This window comes from Gilliamella sp. B3172 (assembly GCF_026536465.1).
Taxonomy (GTDB): domain Bacteria; phylum Pseudomonadota; class Gammaproteobacteria; order Enterobacterales; family Orbaceae; genus Gilliamella.
Genome location: NZ_JAFNOA010000011.1, coordinates 62,559 through 88,335, shown reverse-complemented (window position 1 = coordinate 88,335; position 25,777 = coordinate 62,559). Strand labels below are relative to the sequence as shown.

At 37.7% G+C, this 25,777-nt stretch carries 23 protein-coding genes and 1 tRNA gene; 16 read left to right on the top strand and 8 right to left on the bottom strand.

Features of this window, described 5'->3' with window-relative positions; translation table 11 throughout:
• Positions 1 to 144 precede the first annotated feature (144 nt).
• The gene (locus J3U37_RS11465) at positions 145 to 1,359 is read left to right on the top strand and encodes a pyridoxal phosphate-dependent aminotransferase (RefSeq protein ID WP_220218832.1); all 1,215 of its coding nucleotides are present in this window, start codon (positions 145 to 147) and stop codon (positions 1,357 to 1,359) included.
• Positions 1,360 to 1,494: 135 nt separating this feature from the next.
• On the opposite strand, the gene J3U37_RS11460 is transcribed toward J3U37_RS11465, so the two are convergent.
• Positions 1,495 to 2,253 (bottom strand): M48 family metallopeptidase, encoded by a 759-nt coding sequence (locus J3U37_RS11460; RefSeq protein WP_267328984.1) that lies wholly within the window; start codon positions 2,251 to 2,253, stop codon positions 1,495 to 1,497.
• 154 nt (positions 2,254 to 2,407) lie between these two features.
• Between J3U37_RS11460 and queA the strand changes: the two genes are divergently transcribed.
• Entirely contained in the window at positions 2,408 to 3,448 is a 1,041-nt protein-coding gene (gene queA, locus J3U37_RS11455) for a tRNA preQ1(34) S-adenosylmethionine ribosyltransferase-isomerase QueA (RefSeq protein ID WP_220218830.1), read from the top strand.
• A gap of 78 nt (positions 3,449 to 3,526) precedes the next feature.
• Here queA and J3U37_RS11450 read toward each other — a convergent pair whose 3' ends face one another.
• Complete coding sequence (locus J3U37_RS11450) at positions 3,527 to 4,207, bottom strand: M48 family metalloprotease (protein ID WP_267374996.1); 681 nt, start codon at positions 4,205 to 4,207, stop codon at positions 3,527 to 3,529.
• Positions 4,208 to 4,345: 138 nt separating this feature from the next.
• Between J3U37_RS11450 and tgt the strand changes: the two genes are divergently transcribed.
• Together tgt and J3U37_RS11440 are read left to right on the top strand one after the other, a co-directional pair.
• On the top strand, positions 4,346 to 5,482 hold the full coding sequence (gene tgt / locus J3U37_RS11445) for a tRNA guanosine(34) transglycosylase Tgt (RefSeq protein WP_267335663.1): 1,137 nt from the start codon (positions 4,346 to 4,348) through the stop codon (positions 5,480 to 5,482).
• Positions 5,483 to 5,554: 72 nt separating this feature from the next.
• Positions 5,555 to 5,631, top strand: a tRNA-Pro gene (locus J3U37_RS11440).
• A 739-nt stretch (positions 5,632 to 6,370) separates the two neighbouring features.
• On the opposite strand, the gene J3U37_RS11435 is transcribed toward J3U37_RS11440, so the two are convergent.
• A complete protein-coding gene (locus J3U37_RS11435) occupies positions 6,371 to 7,399 on the bottom strand; it encodes a LacI family DNA-binding transcriptional regulator (RefSeq protein ID WP_267329295.1) in 1,029 nt (342 codons plus the stop codon).
• Positions 7,400 to 7,733: 334 nt separating this feature from the next.
• On the opposite strand from J3U37_RS11435, the gene J3U37_RS11430 reads away from it, so the two are divergent.
• The 4 genes from J3U37_RS11430 (at position 7,734) to rimL (ending at position 10,639) form a co-directional block, all read left to right on the top strand.
• On the top strand, positions 7,734 to 8,177 hold the full coding sequence (locus tag J3U37_RS11430; RefSeq protein ID WP_267329296.1) for a PTS sugar transporter subunit IIA: 444 nt from the start codon (positions 7,734 to 7,736) through the stop codon (positions 8,175 to 8,177).
• A 31-nt stretch (positions 8,178 to 8,208) separates the two neighbouring features.
• On the top strand, positions 8,209 to 8,481 hold the full coding sequence (locus J3U37_RS11425; protein ID WP_220218824.1) for a PTS sugar transporter subunit IIB: 273 nt from the start codon (positions 8,209 to 8,211) through the stop codon (positions 8,479 to 8,481).
• Positions 8,482 to 8,501: 20 nt separating this feature from the next.
• Positions 8,502 to 9,869 carry a PTS ascorbate transporter subunit IIC gene (locus tag J3U37_RS11420; protein WP_267374994.1) on the top strand — a complete coding sequence of 456 codons (1,368 nt, stop codon included), beginning with the start codon at positions 8,502 to 8,504 and terminating at the stop codon, positions 9,867 to 9,869.
• A gap of 218 nt (positions 9,870 to 10,087) precedes the next feature.
• The gene (rimL, locus tag J3U37_RS11415) at positions 10,088 to 10,639 is read left to right on the top strand and encodes a 50S ribosomal protein L7/L12-serine acetyltransferase (protein ID WP_267374992.1); all 552 of its coding nucleotides are present in this window, start codon (positions 10,088 to 10,090) and stop codon (positions 10,637 to 10,639) included.
• Between the two features lie 139 nt (positions 10,640 to 10,778).
• Here rimL and J3U37_RS11410 read toward each other — a convergent pair whose 3' ends face one another.
• Positions 10,779 to 12,227: an APC family permease gene (locus J3U37_RS11410; protein WP_220218821.1), complete on the bottom strand. Its 1,449-nt coding sequence runs from the start codon at positions 12,225 to 12,227 to the stop codon at positions 10,779 to 10,781.
• A gap of 200 nt (positions 12,228 to 12,427) precedes the next feature.
• On the bottom strand, positions 12,428 to 13,462 hold the full coding sequence (adhP, locus tag J3U37_RS11405) for an alcohol dehydrogenase AdhP (RefSeq protein ID WP_220218820.1): 1,035 nt from the start codon (positions 13,460 to 13,462) through the stop codon (positions 12,428 to 12,430).
• 335 nt (positions 13,463 to 13,797) lie between these two features.
• Between adhP and J3U37_RS11400 the strand changes: the two genes are divergently transcribed.
• Genes J3U37_RS11400 through J3U37_RS11375 form a run of 6 tightly spaced genes read left to right on the top strand, consistent with a single transcriptional unit; the run spans position 13,798 to position 20,538 of the window.
• Positions 13,798 to 15,393 carry an ABC transporter substrate-binding protein gene (locus J3U37_RS11400; protein ID WP_267374989.1) on the top strand — a complete coding sequence of 532 codons (1,596 nt, stop codon included), beginning with the start codon at positions 13,798 to 13,800 and terminating at the stop codon, positions 15,391 to 15,393.
• A 14-nt stretch (positions 15,394 to 15,407) separates the two neighbouring features.
• Positions 15,408 to 16,385, top strand: coding sequence for an ABC transporter permease (locus J3U37_RS11395; protein WP_267374986.1), 978 nt, complete (start codon positions 15,408 to 15,410; stop codon positions 16,383 to 16,385).
• A 2-nt stretch (positions 16,386 to 16,387) separates the two neighbouring features.
• Entirely contained in the window at positions 16,388 to 17,218 is an 831-nt protein-coding gene (locus J3U37_RS11390; RefSeq protein ID WP_267374984.1) for an ABC transporter permease, read from the top strand.
• Positions 17,215 to 18,855: an ABC transporter ATP-binding protein gene (locus J3U37_RS11385; protein WP_267374981.1), complete on the top strand. Its 1,641-nt coding sequence runs from the start codon at positions 17,215 to 17,217 to the stop codon at positions 18,853 to 18,855. The genes J3U37_RS11390 and J3U37_RS11385 overlap by 4 nt, the downstream gene beginning before the upstream one ends.
• A gap of 12 nt (positions 18,856 to 18,867) precedes the next feature.
• Positions 18,868 to 19,719 carry a VOC family protein gene (locus J3U37_RS11380; RefSeq protein ID WP_267374979.1) on the top strand — a complete coding sequence of 284 codons (852 nt, stop codon included), beginning with the start codon at positions 18,868 to 18,870 and terminating at the stop codon, positions 19,717 to 19,719.
• A 15-nt stretch (positions 19,720 to 19,734) separates the two neighbouring features.
• Positions 19,735 to 20,538 carry a pyrroline-5-carboxylate reductase family protein gene (locus J3U37_RS11375; protein ID WP_267374977.1) on the top strand — a complete coding sequence of 268 codons (804 nt, stop codon included), beginning with the start codon at positions 19,735 to 19,737 and terminating at the stop codon, positions 20,536 to 20,538.
• 62 nt (positions 20,539 to 20,600) lie between these two features.
• Here the strand turns inward: J3U37_RS11375 and J3U37_RS11370 are convergent, their stop codons facing one another.
• Entirely contained in the window at positions 20,601 to 21,920 is a 1,320-nt protein-coding gene (locus J3U37_RS11370; RefSeq protein WP_267335686.1) for an MFS transporter, read from the bottom strand.
• Between the two features lie 255 nt (positions 21,921 to 22,175).
• Between J3U37_RS11370 and J3U37_RS11365 the strand changes: the two genes are divergently transcribed.
• Positions 22,176 to 23,210 carry a tagatose 1,6-diphosphate aldolase gene (locus J3U37_RS11365; RefSeq protein ID WP_416380012.1) on the top strand — a complete coding sequence of 345 codons (1,035 nt, stop codon included), beginning with the start codon at positions 22,176 to 22,178 and terminating at the stop codon, positions 23,208 to 23,210.
• Positions 23,211 to 23,323: 113 nt separating this feature from the next.
• Here the strand turns inward: J3U37_RS11365 and grxB are convergent, their stop codons facing one another.
• Positions 23,324 to 23,971 (bottom strand): glutaredoxin 2, encoded by a 648-nt coding sequence (gene grxB, locus J3U37_RS11360; RefSeq protein WP_267374973.1) that lies wholly within the window; start codon positions 23,969 to 23,971, stop codon positions 23,324 to 23,326.
• Positions 23,968 to 24,600, bottom strand: a complete 633-nt coding sequence (locus J3U37_RS11355) for a Pr6Pr family membrane protein (protein WP_220218810.1) — start codon at positions 24,598 to 24,600, stop codon at positions 23,968 to 23,970. The genes grxB and J3U37_RS11355 overlap by 4 nt, the downstream gene beginning before the upstream one ends.
• A 275-nt stretch (positions 24,601 to 24,875) precedes the next feature.
• Between J3U37_RS11355 and xerD the strand changes: the two genes are divergently transcribed.
• Positions 24,876 to 25,775: a site-specific tyrosine recombinase XerD gene (xerD, locus tag J3U37_RS11350; protein ID WP_416380011.1), complete on the top strand. Its 900-nt coding sequence runs from the start codon at positions 24,876 to 24,878 to the stop codon at positions 25,773 to 25,775.
• Positions 25,776 to 25,777: the final 2 nt, after the last annotated feature.

The following is a 25,777-nucleotide window of genomic DNA, read 5'->3' as shown; positions in this document are numbered from 1 at the left end:
CATACTCCGCACAAAATTCACACAATTAAAAGATATTTATCGAGTTGGTTATAATAACATCTTCAAAAATTATCGAAATAGGAGTAGATTGTTTTTTTCAACAAAAATAAAAATATCATTAGAATAAACTGAAAGGGCGAAGTTATGATAAATTTCCAAAAATCCAATAAATTGGATCATGTCTGTTACGACATTCGTGGACCTATCTTAGATCATGCAAAACGACTTGAAGAAGAAGGTCAAACTATCCTTAAACTCAATATTGGAAATCCCGCCCCTTTTGGTTTTGCCGCCCCTGATGAATTATTGGTTGATGTCATTCGTAATTTACCTTCTGCGCAAGGATATTGCGATTCAAAAGGGCTTTACTCAGCGCGTAAAGCCATTATGCAACACTATCAAGCCAGAGGAATTACCAATTTAGATATTGAAGATATCTATATCGGCAATGGTGTGTCGGAACTGATTGTGCAATCAATGCAAGCACTACTTAATAGCGGAGATGAAGTTTTAGTGCCTATGCCTGATTACCCATTATGGACAGCGGCAATTAGTTTATCCGGTGGCAATGCCGTTCACTATTTATGTGACGAAGAGGCCAACTGGTCACCGGATTTAGAGGATATAAAACGAAAAATCACCCCCAAAACCAAAGGGATTGTGATCATTAATCCTAATAATCCAACCGGCGCAGTTTATAGCAAAGAAGTGTTACTTGAGATTGCCGAAATTGCTCGCCAACATAATTTGCTTATTTTTGCAGACGAGATTTACGATAAGATTTTATACGATGATGCCGTTCATCATTCGATTGCGGCCCTTGCTCCTGACTTATTTGTTGTTACCATGAGCGGCTTATCAAAAACCTATCGAGTAGCAGGCTTCAGACAAGGTTGGATGGCACTTTGTGGACCTAAACAGCATGTAAAAGGCTATATTGAAGGGTTAAATATGCTCGCCTCGATGCGTTTATGCGCCAATGTGCCATTACAGCATGCTATTCAAGGTGCACTGGGTGGGTATCAAAGTATAAATGAATTTATCGTGCCGGGTGGCCGTTTATATGATCAATGTATGTTAGCTTGGCGGTTGTTAAATGAGATTCCGGGCGTTTCATGCACCAGACCACAAGGCGCGTTATACCTGTTTCCAAAGCTGGATCAACAAAAGTTTAATATTCACAATGACCAAAAATTAGTATTAGACTTTTTATTACAAGAAAAAGTATTGTTAGTGCAAGGCAGTGGCTTTAATTGGCACAAACCCGATCATGTAAGAATTGTTGCACTGCCACATACCGGTGATCTTGAAGATGCCATTAACCGCTTTGGTAACTTTTTATCTCGCTATAAACAATAAAAAGGTTGCTATGAGTTCCCCCCGCCTAATGCTGGGGATATTTACTTGACTAAATTATAATTTATAAAACGATATCTGTATCTTCTTTACAAAAAAGCGCCAAATATGGCGCTTTTATACATTCCTAAAAAAGAATTATTTTTTCGATTTAGCAATTCTATTACGGATGTTATCAATACGATCTTGATTAGACGGATGGGTACTTAAAATCGAAGCGTTACCACCACCTAATTTTTCAAACGCAGTTGCTAGACCAATTGGGTTAATTTTTCTTTCAGTTAAATAATCAAATGAAAAATTATCAGCATCTTTCTCTTGTTTTTGTGAGAATTGTGAATTAACTACAGCTGCAGCTAAAGCACCAATTTCTGATTGAGAGATTGCTGCTACAGTTGAATTTCCTGAAGATGATGCTGCTTCAAGAGCAATTTCTGTTGCATAAGCAACTTGTAATGCTTTTTTACTATGACCTAAAGCAACGTGACCTAATTCGTGACCTAATACGCCTTGAATTTCGTTATCAGTCATTTTATCCATTAAACCACTGTATACACGCACACAACCGTTAGCCATTGCCCATGCATTTACATCTTTAGTGATATAAACTTTATAGTTGATTGGCGTACCGTTTACGTTGTTACCTAGTGCTTTAACAATTTTATTTAAACGTTTGGTATAAGCGCTTTTAGCTGGTGCGATTTTAGCTTTCGCATCCATTTGGGCGCAACCTTTTTGGCTCAATGTTCTGACATCATCATCACTAAGTGTTGCTGCGCTTAAACCTTTCATGCCGAGACTAGCGATACTGTCAGCACTCATAGACTTACAGCCAACTAGTGACATTGCTGCTACTAAAGGAAGTGCTACAAGCAATGTTTTTTGATGTGTTTTCATAACCTTATCCTTATATTGTTGTAAATTACATTTGTCTAACTTTAAGTTAGATTTGCAGAATTTTAACGTAATTGTCATAATAATCAACAAATAATTACTTGAATAGTCACAATTTGAGATTTAGACTAATGCCTCTTTTTTTGAGGTACCGACAATGCAACTATCCGATTTTGATTTCACCCTGCCCAAAGAGCTGATTGCCAAGCACCCTGCAACAACCAGAAGTGCGTGTCGCCTTTTATCGCTTGATAGTTATACTGGTCAAATTGAAGATAAGGTATTTACGGATATCACGGATATGATTAATGCCGGTGATTTACTTATTTTTAATAACACAAAAGTGATTCCTGCACGCATATATGGCAAAAAGGCATCTGGCGGAAAAATCGAAATATTGATAGAAAGAATTTTAGATGATAACCGTGCGCTCGCCCATGTTAAAGCATCAAAATCGCCTAAAGCGGGAGCACAATTAATCCTAGGGGAAGATGAATCTGTCAGCGTCACCATGCTTGCAAGACATGATGCTCTATTTGAATTGCAATTTCCTGATGATGTTCTATCAATTTTAAACAAAATTGGACATATTCCATTACCGCCGTATATTGATCGTCCTGATGAAGAACAAGATCGCACAGTTTATCAAACGGTTTACAACAAAGTGCCCGGAGCCGTTGCAGCACCAACCGCTGGACTGCACTTTGATGAGCCATTGCTTGAAAAGTTAAAGCAAAAAGGCGTAGAGATGCAATTTGTCACTTTACATGTCGGTGCCGGCACCTTCCAACCGGTAAGAGTTGAAAATATTGAAACTCATGTTATGCATTCAGAGTATGCCGAAGTGCCTGAATCGGTTGTTAATGCGGTATTGGCTTGTAAAGCAAGAGGCAATAAAGTGATTGCAGTCGGTACAACATCTGTTCGAGCCTTAGAAAGCGCAGCGCTAAAAACCGGTCAAATCGCCCCATTTTTTGCTGACACCCAAATCTTTATTTATCCGGGCTATAAGTTTAATGTCATCGATTCACTTATTACTAACTTTCATCTACCCGAATCGACTTTAATTATGCTTGTTTCAGCATTTGCCGGATACCAAAATACCATGCACGCCTATCAACACGCCGTTGACCAGCAGTACCGTTTCTTTAGTTATGGCGATGCTATGTTCATCCATGCAAGCAACAATAAATCGTAATGCGCAGCACTAAATAAATAGCCAATAGTCTCAATTCGAATAAGACACGTTGGCTATTTAGATAACTTTTCTATCAGCTTATTTAGCGTTTAACTTATTGACAATATTACTTATCCGTTTTGATCTTGAAGGATGAGTCGTTGATCCGGTTACTGAATGAAACGGGATCTTTAAAAGCATATTCACTAAACCTTGCGGATCTATATTTTCATTTATTAATAGCTGTAAAGCATAATTATCCGCTTCGATCTCGTGCTGTTGAGCCGTCTCTTCTTTTGTGAGAATGACCAGCTCATTGGCTTTATGAGTAAACTCAATATAGGGCGCCTGACGAATTAAACTAATGGTATGCTTAAGGGCAACATGCGCTTGTTCATGCGCCAAAACAGCCTGCAACTCGTTATCATCTAACAATTTCATTAAACCGCTGTTCACCCGGATGCAACCATTAGCCGTTGACCATGCATTGGGCTGAGTGTCGATATAAACCTTGTAATTTAATGCAATATTGTTGGCTTTTTGCGGTAAGGTCTTAGCCACAGCGTTTAATCGTTTAGTTAACTTGTGATTATCTGCCGCTATAATAGCGCGGTCATCTATCTCAATACACGCGAGTGTAGTTATCGCAAACATATCATTTTCAGATAATGCCTTAATTTGTTCGGCAGTAATAATCTTAGGCAATTTAGTTTGATCAGTTTGGCACCCAAACAGAAAAAACGTCAATAAAGATAAAAATAGTAAAATTATTGGTTTCAAAAGTGTCTAATTCCTTTCAAATATTGTTTATTCAACCTAAGCACGATAAACTACGCACCGCAAAATAATACGATAACGTATTATATCAATAATTAGCGCCAAACTGTTTATTTGGTCGCAAGAGGTTAACACAAAAAAATGAAATTTGAACTCGATAATACTGACGGCTTAGCTCGCCGTGGACGAATGAAGTTCGATCGCCGTGGCGTCGAATATACTGTTGAAACACCCGCATTTATGCCTGTTGGTACCTATGGCACCGTTAAAGGGATGACGCCTGAAGAAGTTGCTGCAACCGGCGCACAAATCCTACTGGGTAATACTTTCCATTTATGGCTAAGACCCGGACAAGAGATTATGCGTAAACATGGTGACTTGCATGATTTTATGCAGTGGCATGGTCCAATTTTAACCGATTCGGGCGGATTCCAAGTGTTTAGCCTTGGTGATATTCGCAAAATTAAAGAAGAAGGGGTCTATTTCCGCAACCCAATTAATGGTGATTCAATCTTCTTATCGCCTGAAATTTCAATGGAAATTCAATATGATCTTGGTTCTGATATCGTCATGATTTTTGATGAATGTGCGCCGTTTCCTGCCGAGTGGGACTATGTTAAAAAATCAATGGAAATGTCTCTACGCTGGGCAAAACGTAGTCGCCAACGTTTTGATGAATTAGGCAATAAAAATGCCCTATTTGGTATAGTACAAGGCGGTATACATCAAGAATTACGTGATATCTCGATTAAAGGATTAACCGAAATTGGTTTTGACGGCTATGCCGTTGGTGGATTAGCAGTTGGCGAACCGAAAGCCGATATGCATCGTATCTTAGAAGGCACCTGTCCACAGTTACCTGCTGATAAACCACGTTATTTAATGGGTGTAGGCAAGCCCGAAGATTTAGTTGAAGGCGTTCGTCGTGGTATTGATATGTTTGATTGCGTGATGCCAACTCGTAATGCACGTAACGGGCATCTGTTTGTCACTAATGGGGTCATTAAAATTCGTAATGCCAAATATAAAGATGACACAACCCCGCTCGATCCTGAGTGTGATTGTTACACCTGTAAAAATTACACGAAATCGTATCTTCATCATTTAGATAAATGTGGAGAAATATTAGGGGCACGGCTCAATACCATTCATAATTTACGTTATTATCAACGCTTAATGGCTGAAATTCGTGAAGCGGTTGCTAATCAACGTTACGAAGAATTTGTTGCTGAGTTTTACCAAAGAATCGGCAAAACCCCCGCCCCTTTCACAAAATAAAAAATTATCATCATAATTTTTAGGGGTAACTATTGACACATCGAGGTTAGCGCAGTATTATGCGCATCCTAACGGCGAGTAGCGCAGCTTGGTAGCGCAACTGGTTTGGGACCAGTGGGTCGGAGGTTCGAATCCTCTCTCGCCGACCAATTTTAATAAAAAAGCCTACTCATTGAGTAGGCTTTTTTATTTCTGGGGTTTGATAATAAAATTTACCCCCATTAATTCTCTTTTTTTATTTAACATATATCTTAAATAGCGATAAACTTCACTCTAGCTTGAATCATCAGCTCTAATTGGAGTAATGTAGGTTCGATCAAATCCGTTTTGTTATTTAATTTATGTAATATTAAAGCCGCCATATATCCTCCAATTTGTTTGAAAATAATGTGACAGTCGTTAATGGCGGAAAGCCTACTTCACGAAATTCATTATTATTTCCATTTTTTCTTTTTTAAATACTCTTTTGGGCTTTCTAACCAGGATATTGAAAAAAAATTATAAATAATTAGAAATATACATGCTGACACAAAAAGAGGACGATAATCATGATTATAAGGAACGATACGTTCAAGTTCACATGCAATTATAATTTGGATAACCAGAGCAATATAATGTAAAACCAACATAATGCGCCTTTGCCATTTCAACTTTTTATTATAGTGATAATCACTTATTGTATATTTTCTAAAGCGATAAGAAATCATAATAGGCATAATTGAGAAAAAGTAATACGTAATGTAAATCAATATAATCATGTGTGTTATTCCTTTTACTTAATAGATCCGTCTTGAATATGGACATCAAAATATTGCTGATAATTTATCTTTATATAAAAAAAGCCTGCTCATTGAGTAGGCTTTTTATTATCTCTTTTATTATTTTTTATTACAAACTAGCTCGTGATTTTATAATCGGTAAAAACTCCGTGCTTTCTGATTTAATTGGCTCCCCATTTTTTAATTTATTTAGCAATAACGCCGCTGTGTATTCGCCAATTTGTTTAGACGGTAACGCAACAGTGGTTAACGGCGGAAAGCAGACTTCACTAAACTCATTATCACCAAAACCGCTGACTGCCAATTGATAAGGAACTCGAATATGTCGCCGTTGACACTCATATAGCACACCGCAAGCTAATTCATCGGTGGTACAAATTAACGCATCAACCTCAGACCAGTTTAACAAAATATCGGCAAGCAACTGTGCGCCGGTACTAAAGTTCGCTGGTTTGGCGGCATGAATGATACGATGAGTCGGCAAGTGATAATTAAGCATCGCTTTATGCCAACCATGTAAACGCTGTTGAAATAGATGATATTGCTGATTTGCACAAAGTAAGGCAATATTTCGATACCCTTTATTAATCACATGCTCTGTTAATTTATACATCGCTAAACTATCATCATAGCCAACATCGACATCGATTGATTCATCATATTTTTTACCGATATTCATTACGGTGATTGTTTTATTTTGAACAATTTTTTTTATCAGATCATCATTTTCAACATAAAACAGCAAGACAGCTTCAAGATTATGGCTATAAAGCGTCTCTAATAATTGGGACTCTTGTTTATGATAATGATAAGATTCAATGATAAGCGTGGTATACCCCTCTTTAGCTAACTGTGTCTGTAGCGAATCAAGCAATATTCTTACGGAATAATCATAAATTCGAGTGGTAATAACGGCAATCACTCGATTGGCGCTGGCTGATGCTAATAAACTGGCGGCGACATTCGGCTTGTAGCCCAATGTCTCAACAGCTAATTGAATTTTATGTCGAAGCTTATCTGATACCCTTTCCGGCGTGCGTAAAGCCCGAGAGACCGTCATTGTTCCCACGCCAGCATATTTAGCAACATCAAATAAAGTAATCTGCCCTGTATTTCGACGTTTTTTAGTATCCTGCATCTTTCATCCCGATTGAATTTGATTTATATATTCATTTACGCATACAATTTTTGCTGTAAAGATAGTAAAAAACAGAAGATTACTCAATAATCATCTACAATGCATCAAGCAGTTTATAGCTAAATTATGACTTTTTTTCTAATTCTAGTATGTCAAAGCGGAATAGTTTAGAATTAATACATTAAAAATGTTATCTATGTCACACAATCGAAAAAAAATTTTCTAACTTTGATAGCGCTATCACATTTCTGACAATTTTTGATTTCTATTATTACTTAATATGATAATTTTCTAACCGATTATCAAAATGATTAACGGTCTTAATGGAGGTAAAATGTTAGGTACATGGTTAACTAATGAAACAGTCAATGTTGTTGATTCAGTCGAAGATTGGCAAGAAGCGATAACACTTTGTGCTGAGCCATTATTAAAGAATAAAACAATTACATCAGATTATATTAAGGCTATTTTTGAACTACACAAATCAATAGGACCTTATTATGTTTTGGCACCCGGAATTGCAATGCCTCATGCAAGGCCAGAACAAGGCGTAAACCAATTAAGCCTATCGATGTTATTGGTTAAACAAGGCGTTAAATTTAATTCAGAAGAAAACGATCCAGTCTATTTAATCACTCTATTAGCCGCTAACGATAGTACCAGCCATATCGAAATGTTAACTCAATTGGCGGCACTGTTTGGCGAATCTGACGATATCCAGAAAATTTTCAATGCACAAAATCGTGATGAAATTTTGGCGGTTATCAAACAATATTAATTTCCAACGTATAAGTAAAAGGATAAACAATATGAAAATTATGGCAGTTTGTGGCTCAGGCCTTGGTAGTAGTTTTATGGTTGAAATGAATATCAAAAAAGTCCTCAAAAAACTTAATATTGATGCAGAAGTGACCCATGCAGATCTTGCTTCGGCAACGCCAGATCAAGCAGACCTGTTTGTGATGACAAAAGATCTTGCCGCCAGCTCCGGTATTCCAGCCGATAAATTAGTTGTACTAAATAATATTATTGATATCAACGATTTGGAAGCAAAACTCGTTGAACATTTCGCTAAGCAATGATCAAATCATGAGGTGTTGCTATGATTCAAGAAATAATAAAATTTATCGTCGATATTTTAAAAGTGCCCGCAGTATTGGTGGGGCTGATTGCTATGGTGGGGCTGCTTGCTCAACGCAAATCATTTGCCGATACGGTTAAAGGAACGATTAAAACTATTTTAGGTTTTTTGGTTTTAGGTGGCGGTGCAACGGTACTTATCAGCGCAATTACGCCATTAGGCATCATGTTCGAACAAGCGTTTAAATTACAAGGGATCGTTCCAAATAATGAAGCCATTGTTTCTATGGCATTAAATGAGTATGGTACAGCAACAGCCCTAATTATGGCGTTTGGCATGATTGCAAACATTATTGTGGCACGCTTTACTCGCTTAAAATTCATCTTTCTAACCGGTCACCATACTTTTTATATGGCTTGTATGATCAGTATCATTTTAACTGTTTCAGGGTTTAAAGGGTGGCAATTAGTCTTGACAGGGGCATTAGTGTTAGGATTGATTATGGCGTTTTTCCCCGCTTTAGCGCAACCGCAAATGCGTAAAATTACCGGAAATGATGATGTCGCATTTGGTCACTTTGGTACATTAGGTTATGTTTTAGCTGGCTGGCTTGGCATGGCGGTAGGAAAAGGGTCACGTTCAACCGAAGAGATGAACTTACCGAAAAACTTAAGTTTCCTACGAGACAGTTCCATTTCAATTTCATTAACGATGATGATTATCTACCTTATTTTGGCAGTATTTGCCGGTTCGGACTATATTGAAGCCAATCTAAGTAATGGTGATAATTATTTAGTTTATGCCATTATTGAGGCAATTACGTTTGCCGCAGGCGTCTTTATTATATTGCAAGGTGTGCGCTTAATACTTGCTGAAATTGTCCCGGCATTTACAGGGTTTTCTGAAAAGTTAGTCCCAAATGCAAAACCAGCTTTAGATTGTCCTGTCGTCTTCCCTTATGCCCCTAATGCCGTATTAATTGGCTTTTTATTCAGCTTTTTAGGTGGATTAGTCGGATTATTTGTTCTAGGTCAACTTAACGCTGTGCTCATTTTACCGGGCGTGGTTCCACATTTCTTCTGTGGTGCAACTGCTGGCGTATTTGGTAATGCAATGGGTGGGCGTCGAGGCGCAATGCTTGGCGCATTTGCCAATGGTTTATTAGTGACATTTTTACCGGTGGTATTATTACCGGTATTAGGATCACTTGGTTTTGCCAATACCACGTTTTCTGATGTCGATTTTTGTGGCGTCGGCATTATTTTAGGTAATATGGCAAAATGGTTTAATAAAGATGTCATTATGTGGATTATTATTGCTATCTTTGCTTTGTTAGTCGTTTACAACTACACTGTCAAAACTAAGACAGATGAGAATGAAAACCAATAATAGTCAATTACCCTAAACCCAATAAAATGCCGGACAAAGATGTCTGGCATTTTATTATTGACTAAACTGTAATGAATAATCGATGATAACCGCTTAGCGTGATAGTATACTGACTTTAACGCTCATTTATCGCAATTTTTTCCCTAAAATTAGCCGAAGTGCAATAAACAAATATAGTTACGCTATGGGTAGCCCGAACGCATTTAATGGAATAAATCATGACAACCCCAAACACCGATACTATCTATGTCAATCAAAATGTATATTTAACAGCGCCAAATACAATTTATGCAACAGCGGTATACTCAGTCATCGATGCCAATCGTGATAATTTTAGCCAATTTTTGGCCTGGCCTAAGCGGGTAAAAAATCGTTCTGACACTGAAAAATTTTTGAGCGACAGTTTAATTACGCATCAACAAGATATCAGTAAAACCTACATTATTCTATTTGAAGATAAGCCGGTAGGTATCATTGCTTTTAACCAAATTGATAAAGCAAACAAAACGGCTTATATTGGCTATTGGCTTGATAATCAAGCACAAGGTAAAGGGATTATCACGCAATCAACGCTGGCATTAACCGAATATTACGCTGTGAATAAAATGATTAAACGTTTTGTTATCAAATGTTCAGTAGCCAATGATAAAAGTAATCGGGTAGCTAAACGTTGTGGCTTTGAGCACGAGGGAATACTTAAGCAAGCAGAATATTTAAATGGTACTTTTTATGACCAAAATCTGTATGCACTAATTTCATCTTATCTCTAAAATTTGGCACAAAAAACCGACAGACTGAAGTGACTCCATAAAGTTGGACTCTTTTGTTAAGCGGCTTGTAAGGCCTGATTTCGATATTCTACCGGAGTCAGGCCTTTTAATCATCGTTTTGTCAGATTATTGCGGTTCATCAATGACTAAACAGGCAGCCATAAAAGACTAAACCGGCAATAATACACATCAACATGACAACAATCATATATTTGGTTTTCGCTTGATAGTTTTTCATTTCACCGAGTGAAAGATCTTTATCTTTATTTTTTCGGTGATAATAGTAGTACAACGGTAAGCCAATTAACGTCAAAATAATTGAAGCAATGCCGTTTGTTGTTTGATAAACCAACATACCATAAATCACATAACCGGCACCTAAAATTGCAATAATCGGAATAATTGGATAGCCGATAACTTTATAACTTCTTGGTACATCAGGATATTTTTTGCGAGCAATAATCACTCCGACAAATGTTAATAGATAAAATACCCATATTGAAAACATCGAAATTTCCGATAAGCGATCGGCATCGAGCAAGGTGGAATATAAGAAAGAGAAGATTACCAGCACAATAATAGCATTAATTGGCGAGCGACTATTTTCATCAAGGGTACTTAAATAACGCGCACCGACGATCGTTCCGCGCTCTGCCATACTAAAAATAGTGCGGGATAATGTCATAATATAACCATTAATACCACCTAAAATTGAGATCATAATTCCCACAGCAACTAAGTTTCCACCTAAATGCCCGAACATACGTTGCGATGCCACCGCAGATGCATCATGACCGAGCGAAACCATCTCTTGCACCGGGAAAATTTTAAATAAAGCAATATTGATACAGGCATAAACCACCACCAAAAAGATAATGCCTAAAATAATCGCCTTAGGTAACACTTTTGCAGGATTATGAATCTCACCGGCAACCGATGCCACTTGCGCCCAACCGTCATAAGCAAACAAGGTCGCTAAAATCGCCACCGCAAACGGTGCATAGGTTTCGATACCTTGTCCGCTGGCACTAAATAATGCAACTTGACCATTACCTTTCAGTAAACCAAATACAGCTAACAATAATATCGGAATAAGTTTGCAAACGGTGGCAATAGTTTGCAGATAGCCTGCTTGTTTAACACCAATTGAATTGATTATAGCAATAAAGCCTAACACACCGGCACTTACAGCCATTCGGTAGGCATCATTAATACTGAATAAAAGGCAAAAAACCGAGCTGAAATAGCCGACTAATGCCCCCACTAATGACGGTGCAAATAATACGGTTATCATCCAACCATAAAGGTGGGAAACTTTATCGCCGTAAATTTTTTCTAAGTAAACCAGCATGCCACCGGTTTTCGGAAACATGACACCCAATTCACAAAGGGTTAATCCGCCACAAATTGAAAAAACGCCACCAATGATCCACGCCAATAGCGCAAGGTTATAATCGCCCGCAACTTCCAACACCGCAGGAGGTTTCATAAATGCACCGGCACCTAAAACCATACCGACAACCAGTGATAACGCAGAGACTAACCCCAGATCTTTGCGCAATTTATTTTCTAAATTGTGTTCAGACATAACTATCCCCTAAACAGATAAATATACTAGCAAAATTCGCCTATAATAGGGCTTTATAGATAAAATACAAGAAAGATTGATGATATTTGACAAAATAAGGTGACAATGCAAGCAAAATAAAGGTTGAATTGTTTAAAAGCAACAAAGCCAGCAATAAGCTAGCTTTGTTTTATTTTGGCTGAAAGTAAAAGATTATTGCCCTATTTTTGCTTTTTCATCTTCATATCAATAACCATACGACCCCGAATTTTACCGGCTTTCATCTCTTCAATCATTTCGTTGATATCTTCTAATGGGCGTTTTTCAACAATAGGCACCACTTTTCCTTCGGCGCTAAATCGGAATGCTTCAGCCAGATCTTCACGTGTACCCACCAGTGAACCTAAAACTTGAATACCGTCTAACACCGTTTTCGGGATACTTAAGTCCATGGTTTCTGAAGGCAAGCCTAACGCCACCACACGCCCTAACGGACGCACAGACTCAATTGCCTGATTGAATGCAGTTTTAGTAACTGAGGTTACAACGGCACCATGTACGCCACCGCCAGTATGCTCTTTAATATAAGCACCCACATCCGGTACTTTTTTCGGATTGACAACTAAATCAGCGCCCAGCTTTTTGCACAGCTCTAATTGACTGTCACTATTACTGATCGCAACAACTTTATTATTGAAAACATTCTTACCATATTCAATAGCCAGCGTACCAAGCCCACCAATACCAAAAACGGCAAGCCATTGGCCCGGTTTGGTGTCCGCCACTTTAATGCCTTTATAAGTTGTCACACCAGCACAAGTAACGCTGGTTGCTTGCGCCGGATCTAAATTATCCGGGACTTTCACAGCATAATCCGCTTTCACAATGCACTGCTCTGCCATTCCACCGTCAACGCTGTATCCTGAATTTAAGGCGCTACGACAAAATGTTTCATTACCTGATATACAATACTCGCAAGTCCCACAGCCGGCATGGAACCAAGCGATACTGACCCGATCTCCAACTTTTAAGCTTTTTACATCTGGCGCTATTTTGGTCACAATCCCTACACCTTCATGACCAATCACCCGACCAGGTTTTTTACCAAAATCGCCGGATGCGACATGGATGTCTGTATGACAAAGACCACAATATTCAACCTCAACTAAAGCTTCACCCGCTTCTAAAGGACGAACCGGAATATCTTTAATCTCAACTTGACCATCGCACTCTTGTCTAATTACAGCTGCTTTCATTTCTTTCTCCTAAATATTTAAAAATTCAAAACCAAATTGGTTGTATTTTAGACTATTTATTAAAAAAAAATATGCGCTATTTCACAAATATTAATAAAAATAAGAATTATTTTTAACGTTATACCGATAAGCGATATTTACATTAAACATCTAAAAATAATGATGATAATAAAAATTCTACAAGTTAGCCTCGCGGGTAAATATATAACTAAAAGTAATATAAATATGCGATATCGGCATTTCTCAACGTTACTAAAAATTTTTATAGTGAAATCCTAAAAATTTCATAGTGATAAATACCGAAAATATGGTGACAACAATTGTAAGGAGCATACATGAAATTATTCAATATCAAACAAACATTTATTATAGGACTACTCTCAATTTTGTTACCATTTTATTCAATGGCGGATGAAAAAACACCGCAACGAGGTGGAACACTAGTTGTCCATTATTCTGGAGAACAAAGAGTTCTCAACCCAGCTTTACGCGCGTCAACGGGGGTATATGAAGTATCAGGAAAAGTAGTTGAATCATTAGTCGATCTCGATGCAGATGGTCAAATTGTTCCTGTTCTTGCTACATCATGGACTTCCTCACCGGATGGAAAAACAATAACATTTAAATTACGCGAAGGCGTCAAATGGCACGACGGTAAACCCTTTACATCACAAGATGTGAAATATAATGCACTAGAGTTTTGGAAAAAAAGATTAAATTTCTCAACTACATTACAACTTAATTTAACCTCTGTCGATACACCTGATGACCATACAGTGGTATTCAATTATTCTCGTCCAATGCCATTAGATTTACTAGTAAGAGCTTTAGTTGATCTTGGCTATGTTGTTCCCAAACATTTGTACGAAGGCACCGATGTATTAAATAATCCTTATAACACAGCACCTGTAGGGACTGGGCCATTCAAGTTCGTTGAATATCAACGAGGACAACATATTATTGTTGAACGCAATGCTGATTATTGGCGAAAAGGATATCCTTATTTAGATAAAATAATCTGGCGCATTATTAACGATAACTCTTCAGCATCAGCTGCACTTGAAAGTGGACAAATTGATTTAAGTGCCTACTCAAAATTAAGCCTTGCTGATATTAATCGATTCAAACAAAACTCAAAATTTGAGGTTTTAACAAAAGGTTCTCAAGCAAATATTTTCAATAATACTTTAGAATTTAACTTCCGCAATCCGATCATTGCTAACCTAAACGTTCGCAAAGCAATTGTTCAATCACTCGATATTCCTTTCTTCATCGATGACTTTTTATACGGATTTGGTAAGCCTGCAACAGGTATTATTCCATCATCAAACGTTTTTTACCCTAAAGACAGTAAAATTGTTTACCCTTTTGATAGAGAAAAAGCTGAACAATTATTAGATGAAGCAGGTTATCCACGAAAAGCTGACGGCACTCGTTTTACCTTAAAATTAGTCCATATTAATAATGGTGAAGATGTTCCACTTTTTGCAACATTTATCCAACAATCTTTAGCTGAAGTCGGCATTAATGTGGTTATCGTTAATCTCGACACTGCTGGCGCTTTAAATGCCGTTTATAAACTCCACGATTTTGATATTGCAACAGGGTGGCACCAATATAGAGGCGATCCAGCAGTATCGACAACTGTTTGGTTACGTTCTGGCAGTCCTGAAGGAGCACCTTGGACAAATCAATATGGCTGGAAATCAGATGCTGTCGACCAATTAATCGATAGTGCCGCAACTGAAATAGATCCAGTCAAACGTAAAGCACTTTATGGTCAACTAGTTGATGTCGTGAATACTGAACTACCACTCTGGTTCGCAACAGAACGTGAATTCATCTCAGTGATTAATAACAAAGTACACAATCATCATAATACAGCACGTTGGCCATCAAGTAGTTGGTTTGATGTATGGATAGAACACTAAGTTAAGGTGAAATGATGACGCATATACTGACTTTAGCACTTAGACGATTATTAACCACGATTCCAGCACTGGTTATCATACTAATTGCGCTATTTTTATTATTACAATTGGCGCCTGGCGATACAGTGGATGCTTTACTTGCCCAAATTGGTGGTGCCGAGTCAAGCGTTATTGATGAAATGCGTCATCATTATGAACTTGACCAATCAACAAGTTCAAGATTAATCAATTATTTATGGCGATTAGTACATCTCGATTTAGGACAATCAGCGATATATAACAAACCTGTCAGTCATATCATTCTGGAACGTTTACCGGCTACATTATTGTTAATGGTTTGTGCAATGCTATTAGCATTTACTTTCGGAACAATTCTCGGCATTTTATCTGCTCAAAAAGTGAATCGTTGGCCAGATACACTCATTTCAGTACTGGGACTAATTTTTTATTCAACACCTTCATTTTGGTTAGCTCTCATGGGAATTGTCTTCTTCTCAATTTATTTGAATTGGTTACCACCTAGTGGGTTTGGTAGTATCGGCGAATCATTAACGGGTATTTCAGCATTTATTGATATTGCATGGTATTTAATCTTGCCAACTACCACCCTAGCTTTAGTTTATCTAGCAATCTATTTACGCATTATGCGCGCTTCATTACTTGAAGTATCGACCTTAGACTTTGTAAAAACAGCTAAAGCGAAAGGATTAAGTAGCCGCCAGATACTGGTTAATCACATACTACGTAACGCCATGTTACCAATGATAACGCTAATCGGTCTACAAGCAGGCACCATGTTAGGCGGTTCGGTGGTTATTGAAACCATTTTTGCTATTCCAGGATTAGGACGACTTGCCTATGATTCTGTAGTACAAAGAGATCTAAACACTTTACTTGGCGTAGTATTTGTTTCAGCAATACTCGTTATCATTATTAATTTTATTGTCGATATGCTTTACGCAAAGCTCGATCCACGCATTACAGGACATTAATGATGGCGATATTAAAAGACTATTTCCGTAGCCCAATTGCTAGAATTGGTACAATTTTACTGTTATTAATTATCATAATTGCATTAAGCGCAGATTGGTTTTTTCCTGGCAATCCACTTCGCTTAGCTGGCCGCCCCTTACAATGGCCTTTTACAAATCCTAAATTTATTCTTGGAACAGATCAGGCAGGAAGAAATATCGCTGCCCAGCTTTTTCATGGTGCAAAAGTATCACTGATTATCGGACTGATCTCAACATTTATAGCAATTATTATTGGTGTGGTTATTGGTGCTATTTCAGGATTCTACGGAAAATGGGTTGACGACATACTGATGCGCCTTACAGAAGCATTCCAGATTTTACCTAACTTTTTACTATTACTCGTTGCTGTTGCGGTATTTGGTTCAACAATCAATATTGTGGTGATTGCAATTGGTGTTGTTTCTTGGCCACCCGTTGCAAGGTTAACTCGAGCAGAATTTTTATCATTACGCAATCGTGAATTTGTTCAGGCGGGAAAAACCATAGGCATGAGCTCAACTAGACTCATGTTTAAAGAGATTTTACCAAACGCATTACCGCCAGTAATTATGTATGCCAGTGTTATTTTATCAACCGCGATATTAATGGAAAGTGCCCTAGCTTTTTTGAGCCTTTCCGATCCCAATATTTCATCATGGGGGAATCTGGTCGGTAATGGGCGACTAGTATTACGTCAACAATGGTATGTTTCAGCTATTCCTGGCATTGCAATATTGCTAACCGTTTTATCTGCATCATTAGTTGGACAAGGAATAAATGATGCACTCAATCCAAGGTTAAAAAAACGATGAATCAAAAAAGACTAACTATTAAAAATTTAACCCTAGATTTGCCTCATGGTTCGGATCGAAAATATGCGGTTAATGATGTGTCACTCGATCTTTATGCTAACGAAATCCTATGTATTGTTGGTGAAAGTGGTTCGGGTAAATCTTTATTATCCAATGCAATCATGGGATTATTACCTGACGGTATTATTGCTTCTCAAGGTGAGATTGATTTCGACGGAAACAACTTACTCACTTACCATGATGAACAAATGCGTAAAATTCGTGGTGCGCATATTGGTATGGTTTTCCAAGACCCGATGACTGCGCTAAATCCATTAAAAACCATCGCTAATCAAATTAGTGAAATGTTCACTATCCACACTAAGTTAACTAAACAAGAGATTAATCAAAAAGTTATCCAATTATTAACGGATGTGCAAATGCCCAATCCACAGTCTGTTGCTAAAGCTTATCCACATCAACTTTCTGGTGGCCAGCGTCAACGAGCCATGATTGCTATGGCATTAGCATTAGAACCCGCTATTTTGATTGCTGATGAACCAACAACAGCTTTAGATGTCACAACTCAAGCATGCATATTGAAATTGATACGTGAACTACAATCACGTAAAGGTACCGCTGTATTATTCATTACTCATGATTTTGGTGTAGTTGCTGATATTGCAACTCGTATTGCGGTTATGCAGAAAGGAAAACTTGTTGAGCAAGGCTTAGCGAGTGACGTGTTAAATTCACCAACACATCCTTATACACAAGCGTTAATAGCCGCTGTCCCTCCCCTTACTCCTGGAGATGTTCAACGTATTAATAAAGAGATTATTCTTGAAGTGAACAACCTATCAAAAACGTATCACAACCATAGCTTTTTTAAGCAAAACCGACGTACAACCTATGCGGTTAATAATGTTAGCTTTAAGTTACATAAAGGGAGTACTTTAGGCGTTGTGGGAGAAAGCGGCTCAGGTAAATCAACGTTAGCCAGATGCATTATTAAATTATTAGAAATAGACAGCGGTCAAATCAACTTTGAAGATGTAGATATTGCCAATTTAAAAGGGAAAAAACTTAAACAATATTCACGCCATATTCAGATGGTCTTTCAAGATCCCTATGCCTCATTAAATCCACGTCGAAAAGTCGGCGATCAAGTTACGATTGGACCAATACTTCACGGAACAAACAAACACGAAGCAATCAAAAGAGCAAAAGAGTTATTCAACATGGTGGGATTGGAAAGCGAGGCATTAAACCGTTATCCTCATGAATTTTCAGGAGGACAAAGGCAACGAATAGGCCTTGCTCGAGCATTAGCATTAGAGCCGAAAATATTGATTGCTGATGAACCGGTATCGGCGCTTGATGTTTCAGTTCAGGCACAAGTTCTTGAACTATTAACGCAATTACAAAAAAAGCTGGATTTAACGGTTCTATTTATCACCCATGACCTGCGAGTTGCTGCACAAATTTGTGATCATATTATTGTAATGAAATCAGGAAACATCGTCGAGCAGGGTATCGCATCACAAGTCTTTCTAAATCCGACAGCATCTTATACCAAAGATCTACTTGATGCGGTTCCTGGTAAAGAATGGAATCCACATCGATTAATTGATATGTCTCCCGCTATTCATATTTAAGGAGTGAATATAATGACAATACTTAGTCCACAAATTGATCATGTTGTAATCACCGTATCAGATCAGCTCGATCAAGCAAATTCTCAATATCAAAAACTGGGATTCACAACAACCCCAAGGGGCCACCATTCACTAGGAACAAGTAACAATTTAGCGATATTTACGACCACATATCTTGAGCTTTTAGGTTTTGAACCTCAAAATGCGGGTAAAGTAGATAAAAGTTGGTGTTTTGCTGACGGGCTAACTGGATTAGTTTTCAAAACCAAAGATGCCAACAAACTTTATCAACAACTTGTTAGCCAAAGTATAAAAGTTGAGGGTGACGGCCCTAAATCCTTTTTTAGACCTGTCGAATTAAATGATGGCACTAAACCTGAGGCGCGTTTTAAAACCGTCAGATTAGACCCTTCCTATACTCCAAATGGACAGATCTTTTTTTGCGACCAACTGACCCCGGAACTCGTTTGGCGTAAAGAGTGGCAAACGCACCCAAATGGTGTAATAAATATTAATCAAGTCATTATTGAAGCTCAAAAACCCCGCTCCTCAATTAAATTGCTTGAAAAAACTTTCCCTTTAGCAAACATTATCGAAATTGACGGAGGCGTACGTCTAAAAGCTGAAGATAAATTTATTGATTACCTTACACCAAATGCAATACAGCATCTTTTTGGCTCGTCAGTAAGTAAAGCGAATAACGACCAAGATCGTAAAGTTGCTTTAGGCTTCACAACAAAATCATTAGCGCAAACCCAACAAGCACTAGAAAAAGGAAAAATTAAATACAATTTACAAAATGATACGATTATCGTACCTGCCAGTGAAACATATGGTGTAGTTATGATTTTTAGCCAATTATAAATAGGAACGATAAGTATGAGTACAATTTTATTTATAGGTAGTGGCCATATGTCTGAAGCGATTATTAGCGCTTTAATAAATAATAAAACATATGAGCCCCAAAATATATTAGTGAACGATATTGTTAAATCTCGCTTAGACTATTTACATTCAACTTATGGCGTTACCCCAACTGTTAAAATCGTCAATGCAGATATTATTGTATTGGGGGTTCGACCTCAAGATGCATGGCGTAACATTGTTCAACAATTGGATATTAAAGAGACTATTATCATTTCAATCATTGCTGGAATAACAATTGCCCAAATAAAACAATCCTTAAAAGTTGATCTTCCTGTTATTAGAACAATTCCAAATACACTTACCGATACAGGTTTTGGTTATTCAGGTATTGCTACCGACGAGAATGATCAGGCTGTTGCGAAACAAAAATCCGTCACCCAATTCTTCAAAAGTTTTGGTAAACTTGAATATATTGACGAATCACTGCTTGATATTTTTACTGGCTATGCCGTTGCAGGACCGAATTATATTTATTATTTTTATGAATCGTTAGTTGATGCTGGAGTTTTAGTTGGATTGCCCCGAGATATGGCAAAACGCATTGCAATTGAAAATTTACACGGCGCAGCCTCAATGCTTCAATTAAGTCAAAAACATCCAAGGCAATTGCTTGATATTAATAACTCGCCAGCCGGAGTTGGAATGCATAGTTTGTATGAACTAAATAATAGTGATTTTGCCGCAGGGTTACAACGAAGCGTGAAAGCTGGAGTCATTCGAACTATTGAGCTGGGAAAAAGCAGTAAAATTGAGTAAAAGCAATAGTTGAGGAACGTAAAAAAACCTCGTTCCTCAAACTTTTTATTGCCTATTGAGTTTTATGAGATGTCTTTTGCTATATATTTTTGAGTATTATTATTAATTAATAAAAATAGCCCAACTAATGTACCCAGTAAAAATAGTCCTACAACATAAATTGCCGGCGCCATTTTACTCACAAAATCACTAAAAAATGAGATTAGTAATGGCGTTAAACCACCCGCAATGGCATACGCCATATTAAAGGAAAACGACACACCGCTATAACGCACCGAAGTTGGAAAGACTTTCACCATAAAATAAGCAAACGATCCAACAATACCGACGCTAAAGCCCGCTAGCGGATAGGTAATAAATAGTAGCTGAGCGTTATCTAATGAGCCAAAAAAGATCGCTATCATCACAGCGGCAATAATACAACCAATTAAAAGCACTTTTGCCAGCGCAAATTTGTCCATCATCATGCCATAAAAAGTACAACTAATAATCAACCCGATAATGGCTAATATATTACCTTGTAACGCTTCTATAGCCGAATAGCCAAACTGTTTTTGTAATAAAATTGGGGTCATGAGCATTATCACCATAATGCCTGCTGATAACACCCAAGTAAGTAACATTGATAGTATGGTTTGCGGCAGATATTGGGTTAAGACTGTTACTACCGGTAATTTTTGGGATTGTTCTTGCTGTTTACGTTTTTGGATCTCAAGAAAAATTGGGGTCTCTTTCAACCAACGACGTAAATACATCGCAATTAAGCCAAAAATACCGCCGATAATAAAGGGTATACGCCACCCCCAATCAACCATTTGTGCTGGAGATAAGCTTTTATTCATGACGGTTGAAACTAACGATCCAAGTAAAATACCTAAACTTAATCCGCTGGTTAAAATGCCACAGGCTAAACCGATTTTATTTCTGGGAACATGCTCAGCCACAAATGTCCATGCGCCTGGCACTTCGCCGCCAACGGCTAAACCCTGACAAAGCCGCATGAGTAGGAGTAATATCGGCGCAAAAATACCAATACTGGCATAAGTGGGTAAACAACCAATAAACAAGGTGGGTAGTGCCATAAGCAAAATACTGAGTGTAAACATTCGTTTGCGACCAAACAGATCACCAAAATGCGCCATAACAATGCCACCAAACGGGCGAATCAGATAGCCAGCGGCAAAAATACCAAAGGTTTGTACTTGACTTAGCCATTGCGGCATATCTTGCGGAAAAAACAGATGACTAATGGTGATAGAAAAAAAGACAAAAATGATAAAATCATAAAATTCTAAAGCCCCACCCAGAGCAGAAAGCGCAAGCGTTTTATAGTCTTGATTATTGAGTTTGCGCAATGGAGCGTGTGAAACAAAGTCTGACATAGTAATCCTTGCAAATTATTGTTTACAAACAGTCGGTTATGCTGCCTTACTATACCCGAACGTCTTTTTATTGTGAAGAAATTATCATTTGAAACCTGTTTTATTAATGACATAATAGTGACATCAGTTATCATATCAACTAATTAAATCAATTAAATGTAGAATTGGATTGAAACTAGCACAAATGATTAATAAACGGTCATTCATCCAATCTATAATAATTTCTCATTATTAAATGGAGAGTTGAAAATGGCTATAAAACGTATTTCTCGCGGCAAATTTAACCGTATGCAACAATTATCAAACCAAGATGGTGTGATTGCCGCTTTAGCTATCGACCAACGCGGCTCAATGGTCAAAATGATGGAAGCCGCAGTCGGTAAAGATCGTTATCACGTTGATATGGTCTATGAATTTAAGGAGCTGGTTTCTCAAGAATTGACAAAATATGTCAGTGCAATTTTACTTGATGAGCAATACGGTTATAAAGGCATGGCAGCAAAAAATGAGAATGCCGGATTAATCATGTCGTATGAAAAAACAGGCTATGATGCCAATACGCCGGGACGTTTACCCGATATTTTGCCCGAAGACTCACTCCAACGCCTTATCAAAAAAGGTGCCGATGCTGCAAAAGTATTGGTTTACTACAATCCCGATGATCCACAAGATATTTTAGATAAAAAGCATGCATTTTTAGAACGCTTAGGCAACGAAGCAAGAGCTGCTGATATTCCTGTTTTTGTTGAGCCAATTGTCTATGACGATCAAATCACCGATGATAAGAGCCCCGAATTTGCCAAAATTAAACCACAAAAAGTGATTAAAACTATTGAAGAATTTACTAAAGATCACTATTACATCGATGTGTTAAAAGTTGAAGTACCGGTACTTTTCAAAAATGTCGAAGGCTTTAATGATAATAACGTTGTGGTTTATTCCCAAAAAGAAGCAGCAGACTATTTTAAACAAGCAAGCGATGCCGCTACTCGTCCTTTCATCTATTTAAGTGCCGGCGTACCGACGAAGACTTTCCATGAAGAACTAATTTTTGCCGGTGAACACGGCGCAAAATATAGTGGTATTTTAGGTGGTCGAGCTACATGGTTTGAAGGTGTTGCCGCTTATGCTAAAGGTGGTAAAGATGAGCTAAAACGTTGGTTAGATAAAACCGGACGTGAAAATGTTGAACACCTCAATAAAATTTTAAAACAATATGCTACCCCTTGGTATGATATCTACGGTGGTAAAGATAATATCGAAGTAATCGATATTAAATTGGGTAATTAAGGACGTTAGATTTTATTATTAATGGATTAAAAAAAAGAGTACAAGTTTTCTTCCTATTTTGCTTGTACTCTTTCCCCAGCAGGAATCGAATGCAATCTGCAATAACGACAATCTTAAATAGCTCTATCAAAAAATAGATCCACGCCGCTATCTGCCGCCATAGATAAAAGATAGGCTTTTATTTTCGGTGGAAAAGTTAACCCTTTCACGCAGGTTAAATTACGTAGCACCGGAAATAAGCAAATATCATCTAACGATAGTTCGCCATTACACGCATTTTGCGAAACAATAACAGCGTCAAACTGGTTTAAAATTTCACTCACCGCTAAAATTAATTTTTCACTTTGAGCTAAACACTCGTCGATAGAACCAATTTTTGCCAATTTACTGTTAATAAAATAATCAATCGCACTTTGGGTGGCAAATTCCGCTAACCCTAGCTTGATATAACGAGGGATTTCAAGCTTATAATCATATTGCTGTAGCTGTTTAATCAAGTCGGCTATTTGGGGAGATTTAGCGCCGGTTAAAATAGGCTTACCATAGTTATTATCAATATATTCGACGATATCTAAACTTTCCGGCATATAACTACCATCCGCTTTTTGCAAAATCGGCGCCATTTTTTTGCCAATCATCTTTTCGGGCGTTTTAAAATCATCACTCAGCAAAACATGTTGCTCAACGGGTATATGTTTTAAACCAAATATCATTCTTGCTCTTACACAAAATGGACAGTGCTCATAGATATACAGTTTCATTTTCGTCTCCTTAAGGCATCTATACCCCAAAACAATAAAGCTAAGGCTACAAACATGAGGAAAACGATACCGGCAGCAAGCAAAGCTTTGGGATAACCAATGCGAGTAACATTGATAAATGGATAGGGGTATCGATTAGTATAATAACCACGCACAAAAATATAAACCCCATAAGCCAACAACGAAAGCGCTGAACCCATTACGACCTTAAAATTGATACGCCTAAATGGTCCCCAAATCAGCCAAGTCAATACAGCCAGAGCAGGCGCAATAACATGTAAACTTTCATTGGCAAACCGGGCGATGCTGTTTGGAGGTATATGAATCTTTCTTAAAACTAAATTATAAACAATAGCCGTAATGACTACACCAATTAAGCCATTTAGCCGAATCACCTTAAAACCATATCGATCACATTGAGGATTTAAGCTTAAAAATATGCAACTTACCGCTAACAGAATATTTGAAAGCACAGTAAAAAAACTGAAATAATATTCAAGGCGCCCTAATGGTGATTTTGGTTGCCAAGGGCGAAGTTGGATATGCCAATAGGTATAGGTCTCAATACCAATTACAAAAAAAATATATAACGCAATAAGACAATAGATATTTCGTTTCAACATGATCATAAAGTGAACAGCCCAAATTTTGGCAGGAAGTATATATCAGAAAATAAAAAAAATACAAAACAATGTATAAATTAAAATCCTTTTAGCAACGTTTGACAAGAAGTTTCAGAAATACCCTATGTTTAAGTATAAAAATGGGTAAATTTATAGCAATATAAACTCAATTGAATAAGCTTCGTCTAATCTTTTCGCCGAAACTGCAACTTGACTCTTGTTGGTATATAATAGTTGCAATACGTGTCATAAAGAGCAGGCTTTTTATGTCTGAAAAAGATATACCACCACAAAATAAAATGTTAATTGAACAATTTTTAGATTCAATTTGGTTAGAACGCAATTTAGCCGAAAATACGGTTGAATCTTACCGGCACGATCTATATGCATTAAGCCAATCGCTACAACAGCAACAAGTTAATTTTGTCAACGCACAAACGCATAACTTGCAAGAATTTTTGATGTCGAGAGTCAATGCCGGTTACCAAGCCAGTAGTTCAGCCCGGTTACTGAGCGCAACTAAACGCTTTTTCCAGTACTTATATCAAGAAAATTATCGCACTGACGATCCGTCAGCGGTTTTATCCGCGCCCAAACTACCGAAAAAGCTCCCGAAAGATCTCACTGAATCACAAGTTGATGCTTTACTCCAATCGCCTAGTATAGACGATCCAATCGAATTACGTGATAAAGCCATGTTAGAAGTGCTTTATGCAACAGGTTTGCGGGTTTCTGAATTAGTTAATTTAGAAATCAGTGATATTAGCCTTCGGCAAGGAGTGATAAGAGTTATCGGTAAAGGCAATAAAGAACGGCTAGTCCCGTTAGGGGAAGAAGCAGTCTACTGGCTTGAATACTACTTTAAATATGCCCGTAATGATCTGTTAAAAACCGGGCCAATTGATATCCTGTTTCCCAGTCGATTGGGCAAAAAAATGACACGACAGACGTTCTGGCATCGGATAAAATATTATGCCATACTAACCGGGATTAATATTGACTCGCTATCTCCCCATGTACTACGGCATGCGTTTGCAACACATTTGCTTAATCATGGCGCCGATTTGCGTGTTGTACAAATGTTACTTGGACATAGTAGTTTATCCACCACGCAAATTTATACACACGTGGCAACAGAGAGATTAAAACAGTTACACACTAAACATCATCCTCGAGCATAAAA

What these genes read in the sequence shown, in the direction of transcription:
- J3U37_RS11380 (WP_267374979.1), top strand. Translation starts at nt 18,868, where the DNA reads ATGACAATACTTAGTCCACAAATTGATCATGTTGTAATCACCGTATCA.
- J3U37_RS11375 (WP_267374977.1), top strand. Translation starts at nt 19,735, where the DNA reads ATGAGTACAATTTTATTTATAGGTAGTGGCCATATGTCTGAAGCGATT.
- queA (WP_220218830.1), top strand. Translation starts at nt 2,408, where the DNA reads ATGCAACTATCCGATTTTGATTTCACCCTGCCCAAAGAGCTGATTGCC.
- tgt (WP_267335663.1), top strand. Translation starts at nt 4,346, where the DNA reads ATGAAATTTGAACTCGATAATACTGACGGCTTAGCTCGCCGTGGACGA.
- J3U37_RS11370 (WP_267335686.1), bottom strand. Translation starts at nt 21,920, where the DNA reads ATGTCAGACTTTGTTTCACACGCTCCATTGCGCAAACTCAATAATCAA.
- J3U37_RS11390 (WP_267374984.1), top strand. Translation starts at nt 16,388, where the DNA reads ATGGCGATATTAAAAGACTATTTCCGTAGCCCAATTGCTAGAATTGGT.
- J3U37_RS11395 (WP_267374986.1), top strand. Translation starts at nt 15,408, where the DNA reads ATGACGCATATACTGACTTTAGCACTTAGACGATTATTAACCACGATT.
- J3U37_RS11435 (WP_267329295.1), bottom strand. Translation starts at nt 7,399, where the DNA reads ATGCAGGATACTAAAAAACGTCGAAATACAGGGCAGATTACTTTATTT.
- J3U37_RS11410 (WP_220218821.1), bottom strand. Translation starts at nt 12,227, where the DNA reads ATGTCTGAACACAATTTAGAAAATAAATTGCGCAAAGATCTGGGGTTA.
- J3U37_RS11460 (WP_267328984.1), bottom strand. Translation starts at nt 2,253, where the DNA reads ATGAAAACACATCAAAAAACATTGCTTGTAGCACTTCCTTTAGTAGCA.
- J3U37_RS11425 (WP_220218824.1), top strand. Translation starts at nt 8,209, where the DNA reads ATGAAAATTATGGCAGTTTGTGGCTCAGGCCTTGGTAGTAGTTTTATG.
- J3U37_RS11465 (WP_220218832.1), top strand. Translation starts at nt 145, where the DNA reads ATGATAAATTTCCAAAAATCCAATAAATTGGATCATGTCTGTTACGAC.
- J3U37_RS11400 (WP_267374989.1), top strand. Translation starts at nt 13,798, where the DNA reads ATGAAATTATTCAATATCAAACAAACATTTATTATAGGACTACTCTCA.
- J3U37_RS11355 (WP_220218810.1), bottom strand. Translation starts at nt 24,600, where the DNA reads ATGATCATGTTGAAACGAAATATCTATTGTCTTATTGCGTTATATATT.
- J3U37_RS11385 (WP_267374981.1), top strand. Translation starts at nt 17,215, where the DNA reads ATGAATCAAAAAAGACTAACTATTAAAAATTTAACCCTAGATTTGCCT.
- grxB (WP_267374973.1), bottom strand. Translation starts at nt 23,971, where the DNA reads ATGAAACTGTATATCTATGAGCACTGTCCATTTTGTGTAAGAGCAAGA.
- adhP (WP_220218820.1), bottom strand. Translation starts at nt 13,462, where the DNA reads ATGAAAGCAGCTGTAATTAGACAAGAGTGCGATGGTCAAGTTGAGATT.
- J3U37_RS11430 (WP_267329296.1), top strand. Translation starts at nt 7,734, where the DNA reads ATGTTAGGTACATGGTTAACTAATGAAACAGTCAATGTTGTTGATTCA.
- J3U37_RS11420 (WP_267374994.1), top strand. Translation starts at nt 8,502, where the DNA reads ATGATTCAAGAAATAATAAAATTTATCGTCGATATTTTAAAAGTGCCC.
- rimL (WP_267374992.1), top strand. Translation starts at nt 10,088, where the DNA reads ATGACAACCCCAAACACCGATACTATCTATGTCAATCAAAATGTATAT.